Below are 24,995 nucleotides of genomic sequence, written 5' to 3'. Positions count from 1 at the left end.
GAAGACGGCCCGGGATTCGCAAACGAACCCCGGGCCACCGCTCGACCGCGGGCGCCGGGCATGACATGCGTTGCCCGGCACCCGCGCATCGCTCAACGCTGCGCGAGCCCCATCAGAACTGGTAACCCGCACCGACCACCGCGCCGAAGTCCGACCGCGTGTTGCCCGTCACCGATGCCTTGACGACCCAGCGGTTGCTCTCCGTCACGTACGAGTAGCCGGCCGCGAAGCCCTGCTGGCCGTGATAGTTCGACGTCGCCGCCGACACCATCGAGCGCCCCGCGCCGGTCGGCTGCGGCAAGCCGGCCACCGCCATCGCCGACGCGACGCCGCCGTACATGTCCTTCTTCAGGTCGTTGAACGAGTTGTACACCTGCCCGATGCGCTGGTCGGTGTAGCCCTTCGCCTGCGTCGACGCCGTCGCGAGGTTGTCGTTCAACTGCTGCACGTTCACCGCGTCGGTCGGCGCCGTGCCGGCCGCGACGTTCGTGACCTGGCGCTCGCTGCCCTTCGCGCCGACCGAGAACGAGTTGTCGCGATCGGCGACGGAGCCCTGGCCGACCGCCACCGCGTTCTTGCCGGTCGCCGTCGCCGTCGAGCCGATCGAACCCGCATCGGCACGCGCGATCCACGTGGTGTTCGCATCGGTCGCGGCCGCGCGGATCTTGTCGTTGGCCGCCACGTTCTTCAGCGCGTTGTTGAACTGGCCCATGTTGACCGCGTCGTTGTCGCTCACGCCCGCCGCGACGCCGGTCAGCACACGGTCGCCCGCCGTGCCCGAGAAGTTCACGCTCGCGCCGCCCGAATCCTTGCCGACCGTGATCGCGCCGTTCGGGTCCTGCTGCTGCACGAGACCGGCCTTGCCGTTCGCGATGTTCGTCACGCTCCCTTGCAGGTTCGAGATGTCGGTGGTGTTCTTCGACACCTGCTGGTTGGTCGCGTAGAGCTGCGAGCCGTTCACCGCGTCGGTGCTGGTGGCGCCGAGCGTGCCGGCCTGCACGTTGGTGATGCGCGTGCCGCCCGCGCCGCCGAGCGTGATCGTGCTCTTCGAACTGTCGTCGTACTGCACCGCGAGCGCGCCGAGCTGGTTCAGGTTCGACTGCACGTCCTTCAACTGCTTCACGTTCACCGCGTCGGTATCGCTGGTGCCCGCCGCGACGTTCTTCAGCACGACCGCCGACGTGGCGTCGCCGCCGACCAGCGACACCGAATTCAGCCGGTTGCCGCTCGCGTCGACGTCGTACTTGACGACGTTCTTCACGGCTTCGCCGGCCTGGTTCGACACGTTCGTGATCTGCTGCTCGAGCGCGGTCTTCACGCCCGACAACTGGCCGCCATTCACCGCATCCGTGCTGCCCGCGGCGACGTTGCCGTCGGCCACGTTGGTCAGCTTCGTCGGCGCACCGCCGCGCGCGGCGTTGAACGCGCCGAGCGTCGGGTCGAATTGCAGCGCATCCTGTTGCAGCCCGGCGATCGCCGCCGTGTTGCCCGCGATATTCGTTTCGGCATTGTCGATGCGCGTTTCGTGATTCGCGAGCGTCGTCGTGTTGCTGCCGACCCGGCCGTCGAGGTTCGTCAGCGCGTCGCCGACGTTGTTGAACGCACTGCCGCCGATCTTGTAGTTCGGTGCGCCGATCGAGCCGTCCGGGTTCGCCGTCGCGCCGCCGCCGAGCGCGGCCGCGGCGCCGTCGGTCACGCGCCGCAGTTGCGCGCCGTTCACCGCGTCGGTACTGCCGGCCGCGACGTTGCCTGCCGCGACGTTGGTCACACGCACCGGATTGCCGCCGTTGCCTGCACCGAGCGATATCTGCTGCTTGCTCGCATCGTCGTATTTCACGGCGAGCGCATCGAGCTGGCTCGTGCCGTCGTGAATCGCCGCGTTCAGCTGGTCGACGTTGACCGCATCCGTGCCGCTCTTGCCGGCCGCGACGTTGCTGATCAGCTGCGGGCCGTGGCCGCCGTGGCTCGCATCGTAGGCGCCGAGGCCCGGGTTCCACTGCAGCGCATCCTGCTGGAGCGCCGCGATGTTGCCGGTATTCGTCGTCACCTGGTTGCCGACGGTCGTGATCGACTGGTTGAGCGTGTCGGTCGCCTTGCCGAGCTGGCCGACGTTCACGGCATCGCCCGCCGCCACGCCGTCCGCCACGTTGTGCAGGCCGACCGGCGCCGTTGCGCCCTTGCCGCCGAGCGTGACGCCGCCGTGCGCATCGTCGTCGTACTGCACCGCGTTCTTCGTCGCGTTGCCGATCTGGCTGGTGATCGACGTGCTCAGGTTGCCGAGCGTCGTGCTGAGGTTGTTCGTCACGCTCGTGCTGAGCGACGCGAGGCCGCCGTTCAACTGGCCGACGTTGACGGCGTCGTGCGGGTCCTTGCCGTCCGCGACGTTGTGCAGCGTCGTGCCGTTGGGGCCGGCGAACGTCACCGAGTCGAAGCCGCTCGCGCCGTCGTACTTGACGTTGCGCGTATCGGCCGCCTGCAGGCCGGCGATGTTCGATGCCGCCGTGCTCAGCGAGCCGTTGATGCCCGTCACGCTGTTCTGCAGGTTCGTGATGTTCGAAGCCGCCGTCGAAATGGACGTCTGCAGCGGCGTGAGGCTGCCCTTCAACTGGCCGACGTTGACCGCGTCGGTATCGGCGACGCCGGCGGCCACGCCGCCGATCGTCGTGCCGGTAGCGCCGTCGAGCGCGATCGCCGCGTGCGAGTCGTCGGTGTATTTGACGACGTTCTGCGTGGCCGTGACGATGCTCGTGCTGAGGCTGTTGCCGACGCTGGTCACACGCTGATCGACGTTCGAGATCGAGGTCGACAGCGCGTTGCCGACCGACGTCACGCGTGCATCGACGTTGCCGATGCTCGTGCTCAGCGTGCTGTTCACGTTCTTCAGCTGCTGGACGTTGACGGCGTCCGTATCGGCCGCGCCCGCCGCGACGTTCTTGAGCTGACGTTCGCTGCCGATCGCGCCGAACGATACCGCGCCGCCCACCGGCGCGGCCGTGCCGCCGAATACCGGCGTGCCGCCGTTGTTCGCGCCGACGCTGCCCGAGCCGATCGCCACCTGGTTGTTGTCGCTCGTCTGCGCGCCGGCGCCGATCGCCACCGACTGCGTGCCGCCGGCACGCGTTTGCGTGGCCGCGTCGTACGACGCGCCGGCCGATACGCCATCGCTCGACGTCGGGTTCGCGCCGCCGATCGCGACCGAGCGGTCGCCGCTGGCGAGCGCCGAGTGGCCGAGCGCGATCGAGCTCGTGCCGTGCGCATCGGCGACGTTGCCGAGCGCCATCGAGAAATCACCGACCGCCGCCGACTGGCGGCCGATCGCCAGCGAGGTATTGCCCTGGGCGACCGCCACCGTGCCGATCGCGGTGGCCGAGTTCGCCAGCGCCTGCGAGCCGACCCCGATCGCAATCGCGCCGCCGCTGCCGCTGCCGCCCTTGCTGCTCGCATTCGACTGGTCGCCGATCGCAATACCGCTGGTGCCGGCCTTCGCATTGGTGCCCTGCGTCACGTTCGCGGTACTGACAGCGACGTAGCTGCCGTTCTTCGTTGCCACGCATAGCGGGTTGGTGCCGTCGATACACTGGCCGTTCAGCGCGTTGTCGGGGTTACCGCGGTCGACGAAATTGTCCGCGTGGGCGGCGCCGGCGATCAGCACACCCGCACCCGTGAACATCGCGGCGGCGAGCGCCGAAATCTGCTTCCTCTTCATGGTCTTCTGCTCCGTTGTGTAGCGTCTGGTTTGAATACGGACTACTTACTTTTATTGACAGCTTCGACTTCGATTGCGACTTCGGTTCGGAAGCGGATTGCGCTTCACGGCAAGCCATGCCGAGACGGCACACATCGAGCAGCCGTTTCGACCGGGCGTTCGAAAGCCCGGGGCATGCCGTCGGCTCGATGTCCCGTTTCGTTAATTCAACAACTGACTTAGGAATACGTATTGATTGTCATGGACGAGCTTTTCCCCGACTGAATCCGGAGATTCAACCCGTCGTCATGTACTTCCCCGATTTTTCGCCGCGCTGACCGCGACCCACCACGCTTCTTTTATTTCATCTCCGGCAACCGGAGTTTCACTTCGGTGCAGCGAACCCCGGCCTGGACCGTCATCAATCGATGCGCGAGGCCCGGACCAAGCAACGTCCGTCACCGCTTGCGGTGCTTCCGCTGCCCTGCGCCACCCGTCGTTCAAAGTTCGGACGAATTATGAGACACGGACTTGAATTATTAAAGCCGGCATTCTTTATAGATTGTAAAATTTATATTATTCAAAGGCTTACGCAAAATACACGCATTCCGCAAACGATTTCGCACCGGCGCCGTCATTCAAAATCTTTTATCGAGCGGATAAATACTTTGCCAAAGCGGATTCAAATAATATTTCGTCTGAAAAAGCCAATCGGGAAACGCGGCCGGCCGTGCGTTTTTCCACCGGATATACGCGTAAACCACGAGCATCGACGCATATCGACGCTTCACGTTCCTGTCGCAAACCGCCATTTTCGATAATCACGCACGCGGAATGGCACGAATGGAGTCGTCATGTCTGGCCGGATTCGAAATATGCTCCTACAATTCCGCTCGCATCGATTCCGGCAGTCGCGGTCATTCCTCGCGCAAACACGGCAATCCCGCGCATCTTTACCGGCTCAGTGATCAAAACAACCCACGCCGTCCGATGCGCCGGGCGGTTGCCCGCCGCGCCGTTTCGCGCTGTCCGGAATCGATGCGGGCGTGCGATGCGATGGATGCATCGCCACAGAGCGGCTTCCGACGTTTCCACCGCACCGGGCAGGCCACCCCGCGGAAACGCAGCCAACCGCCTTTTCACAACAGGTGCATGATGCCTTCACCGATCTCCGCATTGAGCGACGCTCATATCCTGATCGTCGACGATCAACCCGACCAGCTCCGGTTGCTGATCGACATCCTGCGCGGCACGGGATGCCGGATCAGCATCGCATCCGACGGCGCGCAAGCGTGCCAGCGCGCGCAGGCGCTGCTACCCGACCTGATCCTGATGGACGTGCGCATGCCGCGCATGGATGGCTTCACCGCGTGCCGGCTGCTCGCCGCCGATCCGCTGACGTGCGCGATCCCGGTCATCTTCCTGACCGTGGCCGGCGCGTTGCACGAACGGCTCGAGGGGCTCGAGATCGGCGGCGTCGACTACGTGGTGAAACCGTTCGAGCCGGCGGAGGTGATCGCACGGATTCGCGTGCAGCTCTCACGGACGAAACGCGAACGGCCGGCCGAGGCGGACGCGGCGGAAAACCCGTTCGCGGCCGGCAACGACGACGACATCATCGTGCGCGCGGCGATCCGCCACCTGTCGCGCACGCTGAACGATCCGCCGACGGTGGAAGAACTGGCGCGCGCGGTCGGCACGCACGAAAAGCGCTTGTCGCGCGCGTTTCGCGACAATCTCGGCCAGACGGTGTTCGAGTATCTGCGCTTCGAGCGGCTGCGGATCGCGCAGGATCTGCTGGATTCGACCTCGCTCAGCATCGCCAGCATCGCGAAGGAAATCGGCTTTTCGACGCCGGCCAATTTCGCGACCGCCTTTCGCGAACGTTTCGGCATCACGCCGACCGAATGGCGACGCCAGGGCCATGCGGGTGCGCGCACCGCGACCGGCGAGCCGCAACGTCGCGCGTAAGTCGCATGCTCACCAGGTGTATTTCGCGCTGGCCAGCACGGTCCGCTCGTTGCCGAACACGCACACCGCGTACGACTGGCAGCCGCTGACATAACGCCGGTCGAACAGGTTCGCGACGTTCACCGCGAAACGCCAGCGCGGCAGGTCGTAATGGATCGCGAGATCGTAAAGCGTCGCGCTCGGCACCGTCAGCGAATTGTCCGGCGCGCCGGCCGACGCGCTCTGGTAGCGCACGCCGCCGCCGATGCCGACGCCCGCCAGCGCGCCCGTGTGCCAGGTCCAGTCGGCCCACATCGACGCCATCTGCCGCGGCAGCGGCACGGACACCGGCCAGTGGTTCAGCGACGCGTCGTTCGCCTGCACGTTCTTGACGTCCTGATAGAGATACGACGCGACGATCGACAGCTCGCGCGTCACCTTGCCGACCGCACTCAGCTCGATGCCGCGCGAGCGCACCTTGCCGGTCTGCACCGACGTCGTGGCGGTCGGATCGAGATTCACCGGCGTCGGCGTCACGACGTTGGTCTGGTCGATCTGATACACGGCCGCGTTCAGCATCAGGTTCCGGCCGGGCGGCTGCCAGCGCAGCCCGGCCTCCGTCTGCGCGCCGCGCGTCGGTTTCGGCAAGCCGCCGCCGAACATCCGCACGCCGATGACCGGATCGAACGACGTCGAATAGCTGACGTAAGGCGACCACCCGGCGTCGCCGCGATAGGTGAGCCCGACGCGCCCCGAAAACGCACTGACGTCCTGCTGCACGTGCGTGCCCGCCGACCGGTCGTCGAACCGCGCATTCACGACATCCTCGCGGCCGCCGAGCGTCAGCGTCCAGCGCCGCCAGCGGATCTGATCCTGCGCATACACGCCGAACGCGTTCATCGCCGTGTACTGGTCGACGTGGCCGAGCGACGTCGGGCCGGAGAAGATCGCGGCCGTCACGGGCCGATAGACGGGGTGGTACAGGTCGAGCGACGGCGCGAGCGCAAGCCATACGCTGTTGGTCGTCGTCTGCCGGTCGAATTGCGCGCCGAACAGCAGCGTATGTTCGAGCGGCCCGGTGCCGAAGCGCGCCTGCGCGTGGTTGTCGATGTCGAGCCGGCTGTAGTTGAGCTGGAACAGCCCCGCGAAACGCATCATGTTCGTCGTACTGCGGGGCGCGAGGCCGTTGCCGAACACCGTCGCGTCGTCGAGCGACAGGTGCGACCAGCGCACGTCCTGACGCAGCGTCCAGATCGCATTCACGCGGTGTTCCAGCGCGTAGCCGAGCGACCATTGCTTCTTGCGGTAGTCGTTGAACGACGGGTCGCCCATGTAGAGGTCCTGCGACAGACGGCCGTTCGGGTTCGGCAGCACCGTACCCGACGCGGGCAGGAAGTTCGACGAGATGTCGCCGCTGTCCTGCAGGAACGTCGCGGAAAATGTCAACGACGTATCCGCGTTCGGCCGCCACCGGAACGACGGCGCGAGCGCGACGCGCCGGTCGCCGTTCGGGCCGGTCACCGCGTTGCCGTCGCGCGCGACGCCGACGAAGCGGTAGGCGTACCTGCCATCCGGATCGAGCCGGTCGCCGACGTCGAGCATCGCTTGCTTGCGCGCATCGTTGCCGATCTGCACGCCGGCTTCACGCACACGCTCGCCGTCGGCGAGCTTCGTGTGCGCGTCGACGATCGCGCCGGGCTCGCCCGCGCCATACAGCACCGACGTCGGCCCGCGCAGCACCGCGATCGAGTCGATCGTGTACGGGTCGACGCGCCAGTTCGCGATCACGGCGGTATTCGGCGCCGGCAGGCCGTCGACATACAGCGTCGGCGTGAAGCCGCGCAGCGCCGCATACCAGTCGGTGCGGCTGTCGGCGCCGAACGTCGCGAAACCCGGCACGTAGCGCAACGCCTGGTTCAGGTCGGCCGCGCCGGTCATCTCGATCTGTTGCGCGGTCACGATGTTGATCGTTTGCGGAATTTCGTCGATCGGCGTGTCGGTCTTGGTGCCGGTGACGGTGCGCCGCGCGACGAGCCCGACGGACGAAGCGTCGGCCGGCCCTCGCACGTCGATCGGCGGCAGCGCGACTGCCGCGGCGCCCGGCGCCGTTGCCTGCGCGTACGCCCCGCCCGCGGCGGCCACGCACATTGCCCCGCCGGCCGCGATCGCCCGCGCGCACCGCCCCGTCCCTGTCTCCGTCCACATCGTGTCGATACTCCGTCTCGTGCTGGGTTGGCCCGTTCGGCCGGATCGGCGGACCGCGCATCGCCGCGTCCGTCCGGTAGTGTCGTCATGGTCTTGATTGCCGTGCTGGCGCAGCCGGTGACGCATGAATCGGTACGCACCGGCCGATTGCGTCGCTCGCGAGCGCAGCGATCATACCGGCCGAACGTGGCACGGTCTTTAAGAAAACAAATCGGCGACGATCGCGGCACGCAGATTGCTCGTCGCCGGAACCGCATCAGGAACCCGGCGCGGCCGGGCATCGACGTGACACGCACTTCGGGCAGGATTCACATCGGCATTTCAGGCTGGCGCTACCCGGGCTGGCGGGGAACCTTCTACCCCGCCGACCTGAAGCAGGCCAGCGAGCTGCGATACGCATCGGGCCGGATGCAGACGATCGAAATCAACGGCACGCACTACAGCCTGCAAGCGCCCGACAGCTGGCGGCGCTGGTACGCCGACACGCCGCCGGGGTTCGTGTTCAGCGTGAAAGGTTCACGTTACCTGACGCACATGCTGCGTTTTCGTGACGAAACGGCCACGGTCGCGTGCGCGAATTTTTTCGCTCAGGGGCTGTTCGCGCTGAAGGACAAGCTCGGGCCGCTGCTGTGGCAATTTCCGCCGTCGTTGCGATTCGACCCGGCGCACATGGAGCGCTTCCTGAGCCTGCTGCCGCACGATACGAAGGCGGCGCTCGCGCTCGCCCGCCGGCACGATGCGCGGGTTCGCGAGCCGTATCTGCAGATCGACCGCAAGCGGCCGTTGCGTCATGCGGTGGAAGTGCGGCACGACAGCTTCGTGGACCCGGCATTCGTGAAGCTGCTGCGCCGCCACAAGGTCGCGCTCGTCGTGTCGGATTCGACCGAGGCGTGGCCGCAGCTCGAGGATCTGAGCGCGCGGTTCGTCTACCTGCGGCTGCACGGCACCGAAACGAAGTATTCGGGCGAATACGCCGATGCGGCGCTCGAACGATGGGCGCAAAGAATCGACGCGTGGAGCCGGGGCGCGCAACCGGCCGATGCGCGTCTCGCCGCACCGGCGCTGCAACCGCCGCGTGCGCAGACGCGCGACGTGTACTGCTACTTCGACAACGATACGAAAACGCAAGCGCCGTTCGATGCCGGGCGGCTGATGGCGCGGCTGGGGCTGCATGCGCAGGATGCGGTGGAGTGAAACACTCGGCGAGCTGCGTAGCCGGGAAATGCCGCCGGCGCGGCCAAGCCAGGCTCGCAACATGCTCCCGCATGCGCGGATCGCGCCTTTCATCGCGCCTCGCCGCGCGAGCGGTAAATTTTGCACGACCGGCAATCGGCGTCACGGGCCAACACTGCAAGGAGAAGAACGATGACCCTGCTCATCTACCTGGTCGGATGGATCATCTTCATCGGCGGCGTCGCCTGGGGTTTGATGACGCTGCACGTCTCTCAGCACATCATCGAGATCGTGGCCGTCATCCTGTTCGGCATCGCGGTCATCACCGGAGCGACGCGCGCTCGCAATCGCGACCGGTCCTAGCGCGGCGCGCATGCTGCGAGCGCGTACGCCGCGAGCGGCCGACCGCGACACAGCGCCGGAGTCCGCCGACGGCCACGCGAGCGCCGTCCGCGCCAATCGTGCCGTCCGTCGAGCCGCACTGCGACGACGAGCAACGCGTGACGGCGCTCGCCAGATAGTAGGCAACGCGCGGGTTCTTTGCATCGGCGGCGACAGATGCGCTACGCTCCATTCGGCCTCGTCTCGCAGGCCGAAATTTAAGCGCTTAAAAACACCGAAGCCGACCCCACGCACGACGGGGTCCATGACATGGAGGATGACGATGAACAGACGATCGATGCTGCGCTGGAGCATCTCGAGCGCGGCGCTTGCGTGCCTCGACCTGGCTGGCCCGCTCCCTGCCTTCGCACGACCCGCGCCGCGCAGTGCGACGGCCGGCGGCTTCGCGATGGGGGCCGACATCTCGACGCTGCCCGAACTCGAAGCGCATGGCGCGGCCTTCTTCGACGGCGGCGGCGCGCCGCGCGACTGCCTGAAGATTCTCCGCGCGCACGGCGTCGATTCGATCCGGATCAAGGTGTGGAACGATCCCGGCAATCCGGATTTCTTCCCCGCGAACCAGAGCGCTGCGGCGGGCTACAACAATGCCGCGCACGTCGTGGCACTCGCGCAGCGCGCGGCCGCGCTCGGGATGCGCATCCTGATCGATTGCCACTACAGCGACTGGTGGGCCGACCCCGGCAAGCAATACCCGCCGCATGCGTGGGCCGGCAAGAATCTCGCCGAGACGTGCGCGCTGCTGTCGGCCTATACGACCGACGTGCTGCGCCAGTTGCAGCGCGCCGGCGTGCGGCCCGAGTGGGTGCAGATCGGCAACGAGATCACGGGCGGCATGCTGTGGCCGCTCGGCCGCTACGATCAGTGGGACAACCTCGCGCAGTTGCTGAAAACCGGTCACGACGCGGTGAAGGCGGTCGATCCGCGCATCAAGGTGATGCTGCATATCGACAGCGGCGGCGACAACGGCAAGAGCCGCTGGTGGTTCGACAGCGCGAAGCAGCGCGGCGTCGCGTTCGACGTGATCGGGCTGTCGTACTACCCGCAATGGCAAGGCGCGCTCGACGATCTGCGCAACAACGCGAACGATCTCGCGGTGCGCTACGACAAGGAGCTGATCGTCGTGGAGACCGCCTATCCGTGGACCACGAGCGACGGCGATTCGGAGCCGAACGCGATGACGAACACCGGCTCGACGACCTTCCCGCCGTCGCCGGCCGGCCAGGCGCAATTTCTCGCGGCGGTCGTCGATATCGTGAAAGGCGTGCCCGGCAATCGCGGCAAGGGCGTGTTCTGGTGGGAACCGGAATGGATCCCGACGCCCGGAGTCGGCTGGAAGCTCGGCGCGGGCGACCAGTGGGACAACAACACGCTGTTCGATTTCCACGGTCGCGCGCTGCCGTCGCTCGGCGCGTTCCGGCAGCGCTGACGCGTCACCGCGCCGCGGCTTCACCGCACCGGCGCATGCCGCGTCAGTGCGGTGAATCGAAGCCGCGGCGCGCCCCGCTCGTGCGGCGTGCGCCGCCCCGCTCGCCGTACGCATCCACGGCGAGCAGCACGCACGCCACGAGCGCGAGCCCGCCGCATCCGGCGAACGTCGCGCGATAGCCGAACAGATCGACGCACGCGCCCGACAGCACACCGGATGCGATCGAGCCGACCCGCGCGGTGCTGAAGAACATCGCGGTCGCGGTGCCAGGGCGCGTGGGCATCAGGTCGCACACGCGCGTCATCCCGAGACACGACGTGATCGCGACCACGCATGCGCTCAGCAGTTGCAGCGGCAGGATCAGGTTCACGCGCGTCACCGTCGCGAGGCCGACGAAATACGCCGCATGCACGAGCGCGCACGCGGTCAGCCAGCGCGCCTTGTCGAGGCGCGTCGAACGGATGCCGAGCCACAGCATCATCGGAATCTCGAGCAGCGCGGCGAGCCCGAGCGCGGCCGACACGTTCGCCGGCGTGCCGCCGAGCGCGTGCACGATGTAGAGCGGCAGCACGATCATCGTCGCGTTCGCCGCGAGCCCGATCAGCGTCAGCGCGACGAGTGTGCGCAGCACGCTTGCACGCGTTGCGACGACGACCGCTGCACGCGCAGCGTCAGGCGGCGGTGCAACCCGGTCCGGGGCTTGCACGTGAGCCGCCGCGGGCCGCCGCGCCGGCTCCGGAATCCGCGCGACGATCGCCGCGCACGCGACGAAGCCCGCGGCAGCCGCCAGAAAGAGTCCGGTAAAACCCGTCTGCGCGAGAATCAGCGCACCGAGCGCGGGGCCGAACACCCACGCGATCGACAGCATCGTGCGCAGCGCGGCCGACGCGAGTTCGCGCTGCGCATCGTCGGCGACGGGCAGCACCGCACGCGCGAACGAGAAGATCTGCGACAGCGACACGGCGCCCGCGCCGAGCAGGATCGTGCCGGCGGCGATCACCGGCCCATGCGCGCGCAGCACGCACAGCAGCGCGAAGCCGAGCGCGGCCGCCCCGAGCGACACCACGAGCAGCGGCCGGTGCCGCTCGCGTCGATCCGACCAGCGCCCGGCCCACGTGCTCGCGACGACGCCGCTCGCCGCGATCGACGTCATGAAGATGCCGGCCAGAAACGGCGACATGCCCGCCGCCTCGACGCCGAACAGCGACAGGTACGGCGCCGTAAACGACATCGCGACGCCGAGCATCAGCGCCGCCGCGGACAGCGGCACGAAGTGCGCGATTCCCGCCAGGCGCGCGAAATGCAACAGCAGCGGCCGCAACGACTGCATCGCGTCAGTCCGGCTCGACCCAGGCGGCGACGTCGACCGCGCCGAGGTCGCGATTGCCGAGGACGAACGTGGCACCGCCCGGCGCGGGCAGCATGCACGGCGTGTCGCCGTAGTTGAACGCGAACGTCACGCGCCCGCGTCGGCGCAACCGCACACCGTCCGGCATCGCGCGCACCAACAGGCCGGCATCGCTCGCACAGCGGGCGACGATCGCGCGCAACAGCGTGCGGTCGAAACAGGCCGTCGCCATCGTCACGCGACCGCGCCGCACGAGTGCGGGCACGCCGTCGTCGCAGGCGGCCAGCACGTCTGCGCCGTGCGCCGCCTCCATATCGACGTGATCGCGCCATTTCAGCGCATGGCCGTCGATGCCGTCGAACGACACACGCGGCGCGAGCGACGGCCGTAGCGACTCGACCTGGCCGATCCGCACCGGTAGCACATCGCGCAGCTTGCCCGGTGCGAGACCCGGCGCGATCGCGAATTCAGCGGTGCGTGAACCCGTGCGCGGCCCGAACAGCCAGTGTGCGTGTCCGCTCGCGGCCTGCTCGACGATGCGATCCGTGACGACCGGCAGCGTCGGCGCGACGACGAGCGCGTAACGCGACACGTCGGCGCCGGCCGCGACGATGTCGACGTCGAGGCCCAGTTCGCGCAGCGCGCGATACCAGTCGAACGCATGCTGCTGATAGTCGAAATCGGCGCCGTGCGGCTGGATCCGGATCATCCAGTCGGCCTCGTAGTCGAACAGCAGCGCGACACGGGCCGCATCACACTCGCCGGCGACGAGCGCGGGATCCAGCGCGGCGATTTCGCGTGCGACGCGCGCCACTTCGTGGCCGCCCGGCGCCAGCCGGTCGTCCGGCGCGTTGAGCCCCGAGTGCAGTTGCTCCTGCGCATGCGGATACTGCCGCCAGCGAAAATACGACACGAGCTCCGCGCCATGCGCGAACGCTTCCCACGTCCAAAGCCGCACCGCGCCGGCGTGCGGCACCGGGTTGTACGGCCCCCAGTTGACCGGCCCCGCCTGCTGCTCCATCACCCACATCCGGCCGTTGCCGACGCCGCGATACAGGTCGTGCGAGAACGCGGAGACGTCCGGATGCCCGGTGCGGGCCCAGCGTTGCTTGTCCGCTTCGTCGAGCGGCAGCACTTCGGTACGCGGCACCGGATAACTGTCCCACGCGGCGACGTCGAGCCCGCTTCGCGCGAATGCGTAATGATCGAATTCGGTGAAAAACCCCATGAAGTTGTGCAGCACGTCGCGGCCGGGCGCGTGCGGGCGGATCGCATCGACCTGCACCGCATGGAACCGCGCGACCTCGTCCGACTGGTAGCGCCGGAAATCGAGCAGATGCGCGGGATTCGCGTCGGTCGGCGTATGGCGCGGCAGCTCGATCTCGTCGAAGCCGCGATACTCCATGCTCCAGAACACGTTGCCCCACGCGCGGTTCAGCGCGCCGATATCGCCGTAACGCGCGGCGAGCCACGCACGAAAGCCGTGGAGCGCCGCACGCGTATAGCTCGGCAGCGTGTTGTGACAGCCGATTTCGTTGTCCGTCTGCCACGCGATCACGGCCGGATGCGCGCCGTAGCGCCGCGCCATCGCGTCGACGATGCGCACGCAGTGCTCGCGATACGCCGGGCTCGCGATGTCGTAATGGCGACGCGAACCGAACTGCCGCACCGCGCCGTCCGCGCCCACCGGCAGGATCTCCGGATGGCGATCGACGAGCCATTTCGGCGGTGCGGCGGTCGGCGTGCCGAGCACGATCTTCAGGTGCTGGCCGGCGAGCGTGTCGATCGCTTCGTCGAGCCACGCCCAGTCGTAGCGGCCGGGCTCCGGCTCCATCCGGCTCCACGCGAATTCGGCGATCCGCACGCGCGTCAGGCCGAGTTCGGCCATCCGCCGCGCATCGCGCGCCCATTGCTCGCGCGGCCAGTGTTCGGGGTAATAGCAAACGCCGAGATGCATCGTGGATTCCTTGCTGAAGAAAGAGGATGGGACGGATCAGCCCTTCGTCGCGCCGAACGTGAGCCCCGCGACGAAGTGCCTCTGCATCGCGAAGAACATCGCGACCGACGGCAGCGCCGCGAGCACGGAGCCGGCCGACACGATGTTCCAGGCGGTCGTCCACTGCCCTTTGAGCGCGGCGACGCCGACAGTGATCGGTGCCGCGTCGTCGCCTTGCGTGAGGCACAGTGCCCAGAAGTAGTCGTTCCACACGAACGTGAACACGAGGATCGCGAGCGCCGCGAGCGCGGGCCGCACGAGCGGCAGCACGACGCGCCAGTAGATCGCCCACTCGGACGCGCCTTCGACGCGCGCGGCCTCGATCAGCTCGAACGGCAGCTCGCGGATGAAGTTGCGCAGGAACAGCGTGCAGAAGCCGGTCTGGAACGCGGTGTGGAACAGCACGAGCGCCCACACGGTGTTGTACAGGCCGACGCCGAGCATGATCTGCCGCACCGGAATCATCAGGATCTGGATCGGCACGAAATTGCCGGCGACGAACAGGCCGAGCAGCACGAGATTGCCGCGGAACCGGTAGTTCGCGAGCGCATGCCCGGCGAGCGACGCGAGCAGGATCGACGCGGCGACCGACGGCACCGTGATCAGGAGGCTGTTCGCGAAATAATGGAGCATCGGCGTTTGCGTGAGCGCGGCGCCGTAGTTGTCGACGAGCGCGAACTGCTTCGGCCAGCGCCAGTAATCGCCGGCCACGATCTCGTCGGTCGAGCGGATCGACGTGACGAGCACCGCGAGCAGCGGCACGAGCCACAGCGCGAGCGCGCACGGCAACGACAACCGGTACAGCAGGCGGGCGGGACGTCCCCAGCGGGACACGGGCATCGGGTACATGTTGGTGGTCCTTGCTGTGGTCCTTACGACTCGACGCGCACCAGCTTGCGCAGCTGCCACACGATATAGACGAGCATGATCGCGAACAGCACGACGGCGATCGCGGCCGAATAGCCTTCGCGGTAGTACTTGATCGCCTGGTCGACCATGAAGTACGCGAGCACGGTCGAGCTGTCGAACGGGCCGCCGCCCGTCATCACCGAGATCAGGTCGAAGCTGCGCAGCGCGCCGATCACGGTCAGCACGACGGCCATGAACGTCGCGGGCCGCAGTTGCGGCAGGATCACGTGCCACAGCAGCGTGAAGCCGCGCGCGCCTTCCATTCGCGCCGCCTCGACGATCTCGCCGTTGATGCCGGTCAGCCCGGTCAGGTACAGGATCATGCAGAACGGAATCTGCGGCCACAGCGCGGCGGCGATCACGCCGTAGGTCGCATAGCGCGGATCGCCGAGCACCGGGATTCCGTGCCCGACGATCAGCTTCAGCAGTCCGAACGTCGGGTCGTAGAACCACGAGAACACGAGGCCGACCACCACACCCGGCAGCACGAACGGCGCGAAGAACAGCGACTTCACGAGCCGGATGCCGAACACGTTCTGGTTCAGGTACAGCGCGAGCGCGAGGCCGAGCGGCGGCGCGGCGAGAAACAGCACGAGCCACAGCACGTTGTTCTTCAGCGCGACGGTGAACGTGTCCGACTGCAGCAGCTCGCGATAGTTGTCGAGCCCGGCGAACGTCATCGGCGTCATCCCGTCCCAGTGATGGAAGCTCAGCCAGATGCTGCTGACGATCGGATACAGCACGAACACGGTGAAGAGCGCGAAACCCGGCAGCACGAACCACAGGGCCGCGCGGTTGCGCCGCCGCGCGAGCGACGCGCGCGCAGGCCGCCGCGGGCCGGCATCGCGGCGCGCGGCGCTTTCGGACAGGCTGGTCGACATGAGATGGCCTTCGATGAAACGAACGTGACAGTGACAACGACGCACCGGGCCGGCACCCACGCCGGCCCGGCCGCGCGCTACTTGCGGTAGATGCGCTTGCGGGTCTGTTCGAGGCGCTGCAGGATCGCGTCGAGCTGCGTCGGGTCGGACAGGAACTGCTGCATCGCCTTCATCCCCTCGTCGGCCATTTCCTTCGTCATGTCGCGGTCGTAGAACTGCGCGATGCCGCCGGGCGTCGTCGCGAGCGTGCGGAAGCCGATCTTCGAGATCGGGTCCTGCGGCTCGGACGCCTTGTTGTTCGACGGCAGTTGCCCCATCCCCTTCGCGAACTCGCCGTTGACCGCCGGCTGCCCCATGAACGCGAGGAAGCGCCGCGCATCGGCCTTGTTGTGCGCTTTCGCGGGAACGATCAGCACGTTGACCGGGCCGTCCTCGGCGAGCGGCACCGATGCATCGATCACCGGGAAGCGGAAGAAGCCGATCGGGTTGCGCGCCGCGCTCAGCAGTCCTGCCGAATACCAGGTGCCCATCAGCGTCATCGCTGCCTGGCCGTTCACGATCAGCGGGCTCAGCGAATCGACGTCATAGGACAGCGCGTTGTCGATGAAATACTTGTCGTCGATCAGCTTCTTCCAGGCCGCATACACCGCACGCACGCGCGGATCGGTGTACGCGACGTCGCCGGCCATCAGCTTCTGGTGGAACGCATAGCCGTTGATCCGCAGGTCGAGATAGTCGAACCACGCGGCGAGCGTCCACGCATCGCGCGCGGCCACCGCGATCGGCGCGATGCCGGCCGCCTTCAGCTTGCGGCACGCATCGAGAAACTGCGGCCAGTCGGCCGGCTCGCCGCGGATGCCGGCCTTCTCGAACAGGTCCTTGCGGTAGAACAGGCCGTACGCGTCGTAGCCGAGCGGCAGGCTGTAAACCTTGCCGCCATACGTCGACGACTGCTTCACGGACGCATACGTGTCGTTCCAGCCGTTCTTCTGCCAGTCCGCGCCCAGGTCCTCGATCAGCCCGCGCTTCGCGAAATACGCGAGCCGCTCGCCGTTGTTCCAGCTCAGCACGTCGGGCGGATCGGTCGCGAGCCAGCCGGACATCTGCACCTTGTACGCCTCCTCGCCGACGTAGCTGATCTTCAGGTCCACGTCGGGATTCGCCTTGTGGAACTGGTCGAACACGGCCTGCCACGTCGCGCGCTGGTTGCCGCGCGCCGCGACGTTCACTTTCAGCGTGCCCGCGTCGGCCATACCTGCGGCGCACGCCGCGGCGGTCGTCAGCGCAAGCAGCAGTCGGCTCGCACGAAGTCTCATCGTTGTCTCCTGGTATTGGTGTGATGGGTGCCGCGTCGCGCGCGGCCGGTCTGCGCCGCGCCCGCTAGGCGAACGCCGCTTCGGCGTGAAGCGCCGGCACCGCGATGCCGGCTTCGTCGAACAGGTGGCAGCGCGAAGGCGGCACGTGGAACGCATGCCGCTCGCCGCGCCGCAACGTCGCCTGCCCCGGCAGTTTCGCGAGCAGCGGCACGCCGCCGGGCTGGTCGAGGTGGACGTATGCGGCTTCGCCGAGCTGCTCGACGAGCGCGACGTCGCGCACGAGCGCCGGCAGGTCGGTGTCGCTTGCCGCCCCGATCGTCAGGTGCTCGGGGCGAACGCCGAGCGTCACGCGCGCGCCGCGGCCGACGTGGCGCGGCAACGCGCGATCGCACAGCGTCAGCGTCTCGCCGGTGCCTTCCAGCGTCAGCCGGCAGCCGTGCGCATCGCCCGCGTCGACGACGGCCGGCAGAAAATTCATCCGCGGCGAGCCGATGAAGCCCGCGACGAAGCGGTTGGCCGGCCGGTGATACAGCTCGAGCGGCGCACCGGCCTGCGCGATGCTGCCGAAGCGCGCGACGTCGTCGCCCGCATGCAGCAGCACGATCCGGTCGGCGAGCGTCATCGCCTCGATCTGGTCGTGCGTGACGTAGACCGAACTCGATTGCGTGAAGCGCGCGTGCAGCCGCGCGATTTCGACGCGCGTCTGGCCGCGCAGCGTCGCGTCGAGGTTCGACAGCGGCTCGTCGAACAGGAACACGCGCGGCTCGCGCACGATCGCGCGGCCGATCGCGACGCGCTGGCGCTGCCCGCCGGACAACGCCTTCGGCTTGCGATCGAGCAGCGCTTCGAGCTGCAGCACGCGCGCGGCCTCGGTCACGCGGCGGCGGATTTCGTCCTTCGGCGTGCCGGCGATTCGCAGCCCGAAACCGATGTTGTCGAACACGGTCATGTGCGGAAACAGCGCATAGCTCTGGAACACCATCGCGACGCCACGCTCCGCGGGCGGCGTGTCGTTCATCCGTGCGCCGCCGATCCGCAGCTCGCCTTCGGTCACGTCCTCGAGCCCGGCGATCATCCGCAACAGCGTGGATTTTCCGCAGCCCGACGGACCGAGAAACACGCAGAATTCGTGCGACGCGATCTCGAGGTTCACGTCGCGCAGCACCGGCGCATGGTCGCCGTAGCGCTTCGAGACGTCCTTCATTGAAATGGCGGTCATCGCGCTCTCCTCTCGCCGGTCACACGCATCGGACCGGAAAATTTAAACGCTTAAATTTTGGTGGCGCGATTCGCCCGGTTCGCCGTACCATGTCGTCTCCTTCCTCTGATGTGTCGAGAAATTAGCGTATCGGCCGTCCCTGTGCAACTTGTGGGACGCACTCCCAGAATATGAGCAGACACTCCCCCGCTTCACGTCAGGTGCACCCCGCCAACCGGCCGATCGGAGGCCGCGCATGGTGACGCTCGCGCAAGTCGCGCAGCGCGCGAACGTCACGGCGGCGACCGTCTCGAACGTGCTGCGCAATCCGCAGAAGGTGAAGCCGGCCACCGTCGAACGCGTGATGGCCGCGATCCGCGAACTCGGCTATCGGCCGAACCTGACCGCGCGGGCGCTCGCCGAGGGCCGCACGTCGACGCTCGCGCTGATGCTGTCGAACATCACGAACCCGTTCTATCCGGAGTTCGTGCTGGCCGCCGAACGCGAGGCGCGCAAGCGCGGCCATTACCTGCTCGTATCCAATACCGACGACGATCCGGCGATCACGCGCAACTACCTCGAGCGGATCGCCGGCACGCTCGCGGCCGGTGCGATCGTGATGAACACCGATCTCGCCGAGGCCGAACTCGCCGACATCGCGCGTCACGGCGCATCGATCGTGCTGTGCATGTGGGAACACGTGCATGCGTCGCGCACGCTGCCGTGCGTGACTGTCGATTTCGCGGCGGCAGGGGCGCTGGCGGCCGCGCATCTGTCCGGGCTGCGCCATCGCGCGTTCGGCGCGCTCGTCGGCAAGGGCTCGGGCGGCCCGCAGTCGGTGCGGCTGCGCGGGTTCGCCGACGAACTCGCGGCCCGCGGCCATCCGGCCGGTGCGCTGACGACCGCGTCGACGCACGACTCGATCGAAGGCGGCTACGAAGCCGCCGCCGCGCTGTTGCGCGAGAAGCCCGGCCTCACCGCGCTGTTCGCGACCAACGACCTGATGGCGATCGGCGCGATGCAGGCCGCCGCCGATCTCGGGCTGCGCGTGCCGGCCGATCTGTCGGTGGTCGGCATGACCGATATCCAGCTCGCGCACCAGTTCCGCCCCGCGCTGACGACGGTGAGGTTCCCGACGTCGCAGATCGCCGCGCGGGCGATCGCGCTGACGCTCGACATGATCGACGGGATCGAGCCGAGCACGGCCGTGCATACGATCGGCACACCCGAACTCGTCGTGCGCGAATCGACCGGGACGGCGCCGGACTGACGCTTCGGTGTGCTCACGTTTGCGGGTGCGGCGTATGCGTCGGAATGGCTCGCATGGCGTCGGTCGCGCGGTTTCGGTTTTCTCGTTCGACCACGACGCAAAGCGACACATCGCCACCTTCGAGGCACGGCGAATCGATGCAGGCGGGAAGCGATCGGGAAGTCCGGAACGGCGGCATCCGATGCCGCGACTCCCCAAATGCAAAATGGCGCGTCACCGAGGCAACGCCGCGCGATTCGACATGGTTCGTCGTTCCGCGGGCGTCACGGGTGCCGCGCCTGACGCGTGAAGATTCGCGGCCGCCCGGAGCATGTGGCGGTCGCGGTGTCGACGTCGCCTACTTCTTGATCACCGGAACGGTGAGCGAAGTGACGAGCGACGTCACGGGTGCCAACAGACCGCCCGACGCGCTACCGCCCCCTTGCGCGGAATTGCCGTTCAGCGAGACCGCCAGCGCGGGAACGACGCCGGCCACCGACCCGACGGCCGAACCGACCGATTGCACCGCCGCGTTGGCGATCGTCGCGCCGCCGGAGATGAGCGCCCCCGCGGCGTTCGTCACCCCGCCGACCGCACCGGCTGCCGTGCCGCCGTTGAGCGCGACGCTCAGTGCCGGAAGGGTCCCGGCGACCGCGCCGGCGGTGCCGGTCACGGTGTGCGCGAGCGAGCCCGTCAGGCCAGTGGCGACCGTCGCGAGCGAGCCCGCCGCACCGGTTGCTCCGGAGAGCGCACCGGATCCCGAGCCGACGACGTTGCCGGCGCCGCTCGCGGCGGATCCGATCAGCGACGTGACGGTCGATGCGATCGGCGTGATCGCCGCGGTGCCGCTGCCGGCGAGGCCGGTTACCGCGCCGGACGCTGCGCCGATCGCACCGGTGGCTGCACCGACCGGCAACGCGCCGCCGAGATTGCCGACGATGCTCGTGATCGGCGTGATCAGCGCGCCGCCGTTGCCCGCGACACCGGTGACGGCGTTGATGACGCCCGGACCGGCGTTGGCGACCGTGCCGACGATGCCGCCGAGACTGCCGGTCGCGCCGCCGACACCACCCGCTGCACCGGTCAGCGCTCCCACCGCACCCGTTGCCGAGTTGGCTACCGTGCCGACGATGCCGCCGAGACCACCGGTCACGCCGCCGACACCACCCGCTGCGCCGGCCAGCGTTCCAACTGCACCGGTTGCCGTGTTGGCTACCGTGCCCACGATGCCACCGAGGCCGCCGGTCACGCCGCCGATACCACCCGCTGCGCCGGCCAACGTCCCCACTGCACCCGTTGCCGAGTTAGCGACCGTACCAACGACGCCACCGAGACTGCCGAGGCCGCCGGTCGCGCCTCCGGCGACACCACCTGCTGCACCGGCCAGGGTTCCGACTGCGCCGGTTGCCGTGTTGCCCACCGTGCCAACGATGCCACCGAGACCGCCGGTCGCGCCGCCTGCACCGCCCACTGCGCCGGCCAACGTTCCGACTGCGCCGGTTGCCGAGTTGGCTACCGTGCCCACGATGCCACCAAGACCGCCGGTCGCGCCGCCGACACCACCCGCTGCGCCTGCCAGTGTTCCGACTGCGCCGGTTGCCGAGTTGGCTACCGTGCCCACGATGCCACCGAGACCGCCGGCCACGCCACCAGCACCGCCCGCTGCGCCTGCCAACGTTCCGACTGCGCCGGTTGCCGTATTGCCGACCGCGCCCACGACACCACCGAGACCACCCGCCGCACCGGCCAACGTTCCGGCTGCGTCAGTTGCCGAGTTGGCTACCGTGCCGACGATGCCACCGAGGCCGCCAGTCGCGCCGCCGGCACCACCCACTGCACTGGCCAGCGTCCCGACTGCGCCGGTTGCCGTGTTACCCACTGTGCCAACGATGCCACCGAGGCCGCCAGTCGCGCCGCCGGCACCACCCACTGCACCGGCCAACGTCCCGACTGCGCCGGTTGCCGAATTAGCGACTGTGCCCACGACGCCACCGAGACTGCCGAGGCCACCAGTCGCGCCCCCGCCGACACCGCCGACTGCGCCGGCCAACGTCCCGACTGCGCCGGTTGCCGAGTTGCCGACCGCGCCCACGACACCACCGAGACCACCCGCTGCACCGGCCAACGTCGCGGCTGCACCAGTTGCCGAGTTGGCGACCGTGCCAACGATGCCGCCGAGCCCCCCGGTCGCACCACCGGCACCGCCCAAGGCACCCGTCACCGTTCCAATTGCACCCGTTGCCGTGTTACCCACCGTGCCAACGATGTCACCGAGACCGCCGGTCGCGCCGCCAGCACCACCCAGTGCGCCCGTCAGCGTTCCGACTGCACCGGTTGCCGTGTTCGCCACCGTGCCGACAACGCCGCCGAGGCCGCCGGTCCCGCCGCCGATGCCACCCAGTGCACCGGTCACCGTACCGACTGCACCGCTTGCCGCGTTGCCCACTGTCCCGATAACACCGCCGAGGCCACCAGTCCCGCCGCCAACACCGCCCAGTGCGCCGGTTACCGTACCGACCACACCACCAAGACCACCGGTCGGATCACCGACACCACCCAAGGCACCCATCACCGTGCCGACTGCGCCGCTTGCCGCGTTGCCCACTGTCCCGATAACACCGCCGAGACCGCCGGTCCCGCCGCCGATGCCACCCAGTGCACCGGTCACCGTACCGACTGCACCGCTTGCCGCGTTGCCCACTGTCCCGACAACCCCGCCGAGGCCACCAGTCCCGCCACCGATGCCACCCAGTGCACCGGTTACCGTACCGACTACACCACCAAGTCCGCCGGTCGGATCGCCGACGCCACCCAAGGCACCCGTTACCGTACCCACTGCACCGCTTGCCGCGTTGCCCACTGTCCCGACGACGCCACCGAGACCGCCGGTCCCGCCGCCGACACCGCCCAGTGCCCCGGTCAGTGTTCCGACTGCGCCCGTCGCCGTATTCGCGACCGTGCCGACAACGCCACCAAGGCCACCCGTCGGGTTACCACCACCGATGCCACCCAGTGCACCGGTTACCGTGCCAACCACGCCACCAAGTCCGCCGGTCGGATCGCCGACGCCACCCAAGGCACCCGTCACCGTACCCACTGCACCGCTTGCCACGTTGCCCACCGTCCCGACGACGCCACCGAGACCGCCGGTCCCGCCGCCGACACCGCCCAGTGCGCCAGTCAGTGCTCCGACTGCACCCGTCGCCGTATTCGCGACCGTGCCGACAACGCCACCAAGGCCACCCGTCGGGTTGCCGCCGCCGATGCCACCCAGTGCACCGGTTACCGTACCGACTACACCACCAAGTCCACCGGTCGGATCGCCGACGCCACCCAAGGCACCCGTCACCGTACCCACTGCACCGCTTGCCGCGTTACCCACTGTCCCGACAACGCCGCCGAGACCACCGGCCCCGCCGCCGACACCGCCCAGTGCGCCAGTCAGTGCTCCGACTGCAGCCGTCGCCGTATTCGCTACCGTGCCGACAACGCCACCAAGTCCACCCGTCGGGTTACCACCACCGATGCCACCCAGTGCACCGGTTACCGTGCCAACCACGCCACCAAGTCCGCCGGTCGGATCGCCGACGCCACCCAAGGCACCCGTCACCGTACCCACTGCACCGCTTGCCACGTTGCCCACCGTCCCGACGACGCCACCGAGACCGCCGGTCCCGCCGCCGACACCGCCCAGTGCCCCGGTCAGTGTTCCGACTGCGCCCGTCGCCGTATTCGCGACCGTGCCGACAACGCCACCAAGGCCACCCGTCGGGTTGCCGCCACCGATGCCACCCAGTGCACCGGTTACCGTACCGACCACACCACCGAGACCGCCGGTCGGATCGCCGACGCCACCCAAGGCACCCGTCACCGTACCCACTGCACCGCTTGCCGCGTTACCCACTGTCCCGACAACGCCGCCGAGACCACCGGCCCCGCCGCCGACACCGCCCAGTGCGCCAGTCAGTGCTCCGACTGCACCCGTCGCCGTATTCGCTACCGTGCCGACAACGCCACCAAGTCCACCCGTCGGGTTACCACCACCGATGCCACCCAGTGCACCGGTTACCGTGCCAACCACGCCACCGAGACCGCCGGTCGGATCGCCGACGCCACCCAGAGCGCCCGTCACCGTACCGACTGCGCCGCTTGCGGCGTTGCCCACCGTCCCGACAACACCGCCGAGACCGCCGGTCCCGCCGCCGACACCACCCAGTGCGCCAGTCAACGTCGCGACCGCACCTGTGGCCGTGTTCGCTACCGTGCCAACGACGCCACCAAGGCCGCCCGTCGGATTACCGCCACCGATCCCACCCAGTGCACCGGTTACCGTACCGACCACACCACCAAGCCCACCGGTCGGATCACCGACGCCACCCAAGGCACCCGTCACCGTACCCACTGCACCGCTTGCCGCGTTGCCCACCGTCCCGACAACACCGCCGAGACCGCCGGTCCCGCCGCCAACACCACCCAGTGCGCCAGTCAGCGTTCCGACTGCACCGGTGGCCGTGTTCGCTACCGTGCCGACCACGCCACCAAGGCCACCCGTCGGGTTACCGCCACCGATGCCACCCAGTGCACCGGTTACCGTACCGACCACACCACCGAGACCACCGGTCCCGCCGCCACCGCCGACACCGCCCAAGGCGCCCGTCACCGTTCCGACTGCTCCGCTTGCCGCGTTGCCCACCGTTCCGACGACGCCACCAAGGCCACCCGTCCCGCCACCACTTCCGCCAAGGCCGCCCAGCGCACCCGTCACCGTGCCAACCACGCCACCAAGACCACCGGTCCCGCCACCACTACCGCCGATACCACCCAACGCACCCGTCACCGTACCGGCCACGCCTGCGACCGGCTCGAGCAATCCGCTACCGATATCGATGGTCGCGCTTCCTGTCCCCGTCCCTGCCAGCCCGATCGAGATACCGCCTGCATTCGGGCTGCCGACCGTCACCCCCCCGTTCCCCCATCCCGCCACGGTGCCGACGAGTTCCCCGGGCGCGGGAGATCCGCCTGCGACGATCACGCCGTCGGATTTGCTGACACTTCCCAGCGGGGAAGCCAGCACCCCCGCCTGGGACGCCGAGGCGGCCAGGCTGAACAAGGCCGCGACCGACAAGGCGATGCCTGTCAATTTCACGTTCGCTTTCGCTTTCGTTTTCATGAGTAACCTCATTTCGGTTGGACAACCGCGGAACAGCTCGAGCGATGACGCGTGGACCCTGCCGCCGCGAAGGGGGCGCGAATCGTT

The 24,995-nt window shown here is 68.3% G+C and carries 14 protein-coding genes; 5 read left to right on the top strand and 9 right to left on the bottom strand.

All coding sequences use genetic code 11. The features are described 5' to 3' along the window. Nucleotides 1-112: 112 nt before the first annotated feature. Entirely contained in the window at nt 113-3,706 is a 3,594-nt protein-coding gene (locus tag DFS13_RS29005; RefSeq protein WP_111442422.1) for a YadA family autotransporter adhesin, read from the bottom strand. A 1,134-nt stretch (nt 3,707-4,840) separates the two neighbouring features. Here DFS13_RS29005 and DFS13_RS28995 point away from each other — a divergent pair. Then, nucleotides 4,841-5,656 (top strand): response regulator, encoded by an 816-nt coding sequence (locus DFS13_RS28995; RefSeq protein ID WP_006483332.1) that lies wholly within the window; start codon nt 4,841-4,843, stop codon nt 5,654-5,656. Between the two features lie 9 nt (nt 5,657-5,665). On the opposite strand, the gene DFS13_RS28990 is transcribed toward DFS13_RS28995, so the two are convergent. Beyond that, nucleotides 5,666-7,840: a TonB-dependent siderophore receptor gene (locus DFS13_RS28990; protein ID WP_111442421.1), complete on the bottom strand. Its 2,175-nt coding sequence runs from the start codon at nt 7,838-7,840 to the stop codon at nt 5,666-5,668. Between the two features lie 285 nt (nt 7,841-8,125). Between DFS13_RS28990 and DFS13_RS28985 the strand changes: the two genes are divergently transcribed. The 3 genes from DFS13_RS28985 to DFS13_RS28975 all read left to right on the top strand — a co-directional run bounded on the left by DFS13_RS28985 (nt 8,126) and on the right by DFS13_RS28975 (nt 10,841). Continuing rightward, on the top strand, nt 8,126-9,034 hold the full coding sequence (locus tag DFS13_RS28985) for a DUF72 domain-containing protein (protein ID WP_080322697.1): 909 nt from the start codon (nt 8,126-8,128) through the stop codon (nt 9,032-9,034). A 171-nt stretch (nt 9,035-9,205) separates the two neighbouring features. Further along, nucleotides 9,206-9,376: a hypothetical protein gene (locus DFS13_RS40415; RefSeq protein WP_006397039.1), complete on the top strand. Its 171-nt coding sequence runs from the start codon at nt 9,206-9,208 to the stop codon at nt 9,374-9,376. A gap of 301 nt (nt 9,377-9,677) precedes the next feature. Next, a complete protein-coding gene (locus DFS13_RS28975) occupies nt 9,678-10,841 on the top strand; it encodes an arabinogalactan endo-1,4-beta-galactosidase (RefSeq protein WP_111442447.1) in 1,164 nt (387 codons plus the stop codon). Between the two features lie 43 nt (nt 10,842-10,884). Here DFS13_RS28975 and DFS13_RS28970 read toward each other — a convergent pair whose 3' ends face one another. The 6 genes from DFS13_RS28970 to DFS13_RS28945 all read right to left on the bottom strand — a co-directional run bounded on the left by DFS13_RS28970 (nt 10,885) and on the right by DFS13_RS28945 (nt 18,510). Continuing rightward, nucleotides 10,885-12,171 (bottom strand): sugar efflux transporter, encoded by a 1,287-nt coding sequence (locus DFS13_RS28970; protein WP_111442420.1) that lies wholly within the window; start codon nt 12,169-12,171, stop codon nt 10,885-10,887. A 4-nt stretch (nt 12,172-12,175) separates the two neighbouring features. Continuing rightward, complete coding sequence (locus DFS13_RS28965; protein ID WP_111442419.1) at nt 12,176-14,146, bottom strand: beta-galactosidase; 1,971 nt, start codon at nt 14,144-14,146, stop codon at nt 12,176-12,178. A gap of 36 nt (nt 14,147-14,182) precedes the next feature. Further along, nucleotides 14,183-15,034 carry a carbohydrate ABC transporter permease gene (locus DFS13_RS28960; protein WP_006482010.1) on the bottom strand — a complete coding sequence of 284 codons (852 nt, stop codon included), beginning with the start codon at nt 15,032-15,034 and terminating at the stop codon, nt 14,183-14,185. 23 nt (nt 15,035-15,057) lie between these two features. Next, nucleotides 15,058-15,975, bottom strand: a complete 918-nt coding sequence (locus DFS13_RS28955; RefSeq protein WP_012493718.1) for a carbohydrate ABC transporter permease — start codon at nt 15,973-15,975, stop codon at nt 15,058-15,060. Between the two features lie 77 nt (nt 15,976-16,052). Then, nucleotides 16,053-17,291 (bottom strand): ABC transporter substrate-binding protein, encoded by a 1,239-nt coding sequence (locus DFS13_RS28950; RefSeq protein WP_111442418.1) that lies wholly within the window; start codon nt 17,289-17,291, stop codon nt 16,053-16,055. Between the two features lie 64 nt (nt 17,292-17,355). Continuing rightward, nucleotides 17,356-18,510 (bottom strand): ABC transporter ATP-binding protein, encoded by a 1,155-nt coding sequence (locus DFS13_RS28945; RefSeq protein WP_111442417.1) that lies wholly within the window; start codon nt 18,508-18,510, stop codon nt 17,356-17,358. A gap of 235 nt (nt 18,511-18,745) precedes the next feature. On the opposite strand from DFS13_RS28945, the gene DFS13_RS28940 reads away from it, so the two are divergent. Then, entirely contained in the window at nt 18,746-19,759 is a 1,014-nt protein-coding gene (locus DFS13_RS28940) for a LacI family DNA-binding transcriptional regulator (RefSeq protein WP_080322701.1), read from the top strand. A gap of 337 nt (nt 19,760-20,096) precedes the next feature. Here DFS13_RS28940 and DFS13_RS28935 read toward each other — a convergent pair whose 3' ends face one another. Beyond that, complete coding sequence (locus DFS13_RS28935; RefSeq protein ID WP_111442416.1) at nt 20,097-24,908, bottom strand: hypothetical protein; 4,812 nt, start codon at nt 24,906-24,908, stop codon at nt 20,097-20,099. Nucleotides 24,909-24,995: the final 87 nt, after the last annotated feature.

Origin of the sequence: Burkholderia sp. 28_3 (assembly GCF_003253915.1) — a bacterium.
Classification (GTDB): domain Bacteria; phylum Pseudomonadota; class Gammaproteobacteria; order Burkholderiales; family Burkholderiaceae; genus Burkholderia; species Burkholderia cenocepacia.
This window is presented reverse-complemented; position numbering and strand designations above follow the sequence as displayed.

What these genes read in the sequence shown, in the direction of transcription:
- DFS13_RS28990 (WP_111442421.1), bottom strand. Translation starts at nt 7,840, where the DNA reads ATGTGGACGGAGACAGGGACGGGGCGGTGCGCGCGGGCGATCGCGGCC.
- DFS13_RS28945 (WP_111442417.1), bottom strand. Translation starts at nt 18,510, where the DNA reads ATGACCGCCATTTCAATGAAGGACGTCTCGAAGCGCTACGGCGACCAT.
- DFS13_RS28955 (WP_012493718.1), bottom strand. Translation starts at nt 15,975, where the DNA reads ATGTCGACCAGCCTGTCCGAAAGCGCCGCGCGCCGCGATGCCGGCCCG.
- DFS13_RS28965 (WP_111442419.1), bottom strand. Translation starts at nt 14,146, where the DNA reads ATGCATCTCGGCGTTTGCTATTACCCCGAACACTGGCCGCGCGAGCAA.
- DFS13_RS28975 (WP_111442447.1), top strand. Translation starts at nt 9,678, where the DNA reads ATGAACAGACGATCGATGCTGCGCTGGAGCATCTCGAGCGCGGCGCTT.
- DFS13_RS29005 (WP_111442422.1), bottom strand. Translation starts at nt 3,706, where the DNA reads ATGAAGAGGAAGCAGATTTCGGCGCTCGCCGCCGCGATGTTCACGGGT.
- DFS13_RS28940 (WP_080322701.1), top strand. Translation starts at nt 18,746, where the DNA reads ATGGTGACGCTCGCGCAAGTCGCGCAGCGCGCGAACGTCACGGCGGCG.
- DFS13_RS28950 (WP_111442418.1), bottom strand. Translation starts at nt 17,291, where the DNA reads ATGAGACTTCGTGCGAGCCGACTGCTGCTTGCGCTGACGACCGCCGCG.
- DFS13_RS28995 (WP_006483332.1), top strand. Translation starts at nt 4,841, where the DNA reads ATGCCTTCACCGATCTCCGCATTGAGCGACGCTCATATCCTGATCGTC.
- DFS13_RS28935 (WP_111442416.1), bottom strand. Translation starts at nt 24,908, where the DNA reads ATGAAAACGAAAGCGAAAGCGAACGTGAAATTGACAGGCATCGCCTTG.
- DFS13_RS40415 (WP_006397039.1), top strand. Translation starts at nt 9,206, where the DNA reads ATGACCCTGCTCATCTACCTGGTCGGATGGATCATCTTCATCGGCGGC.
- DFS13_RS28970 (WP_111442420.1), bottom strand. Translation starts at nt 12,171, where the DNA reads ATGCAGTCGTTGCGGCCGCTGCTGTTGCATTTCGCGCGCCTGGCGGGA.
- DFS13_RS28960 (WP_006482010.1), bottom strand. Translation starts at nt 15,034, where the DNA reads ATGTACCCGATGCCCGTGTCCCGCTGGGGACGTCCCGCCCGCCTGCTG.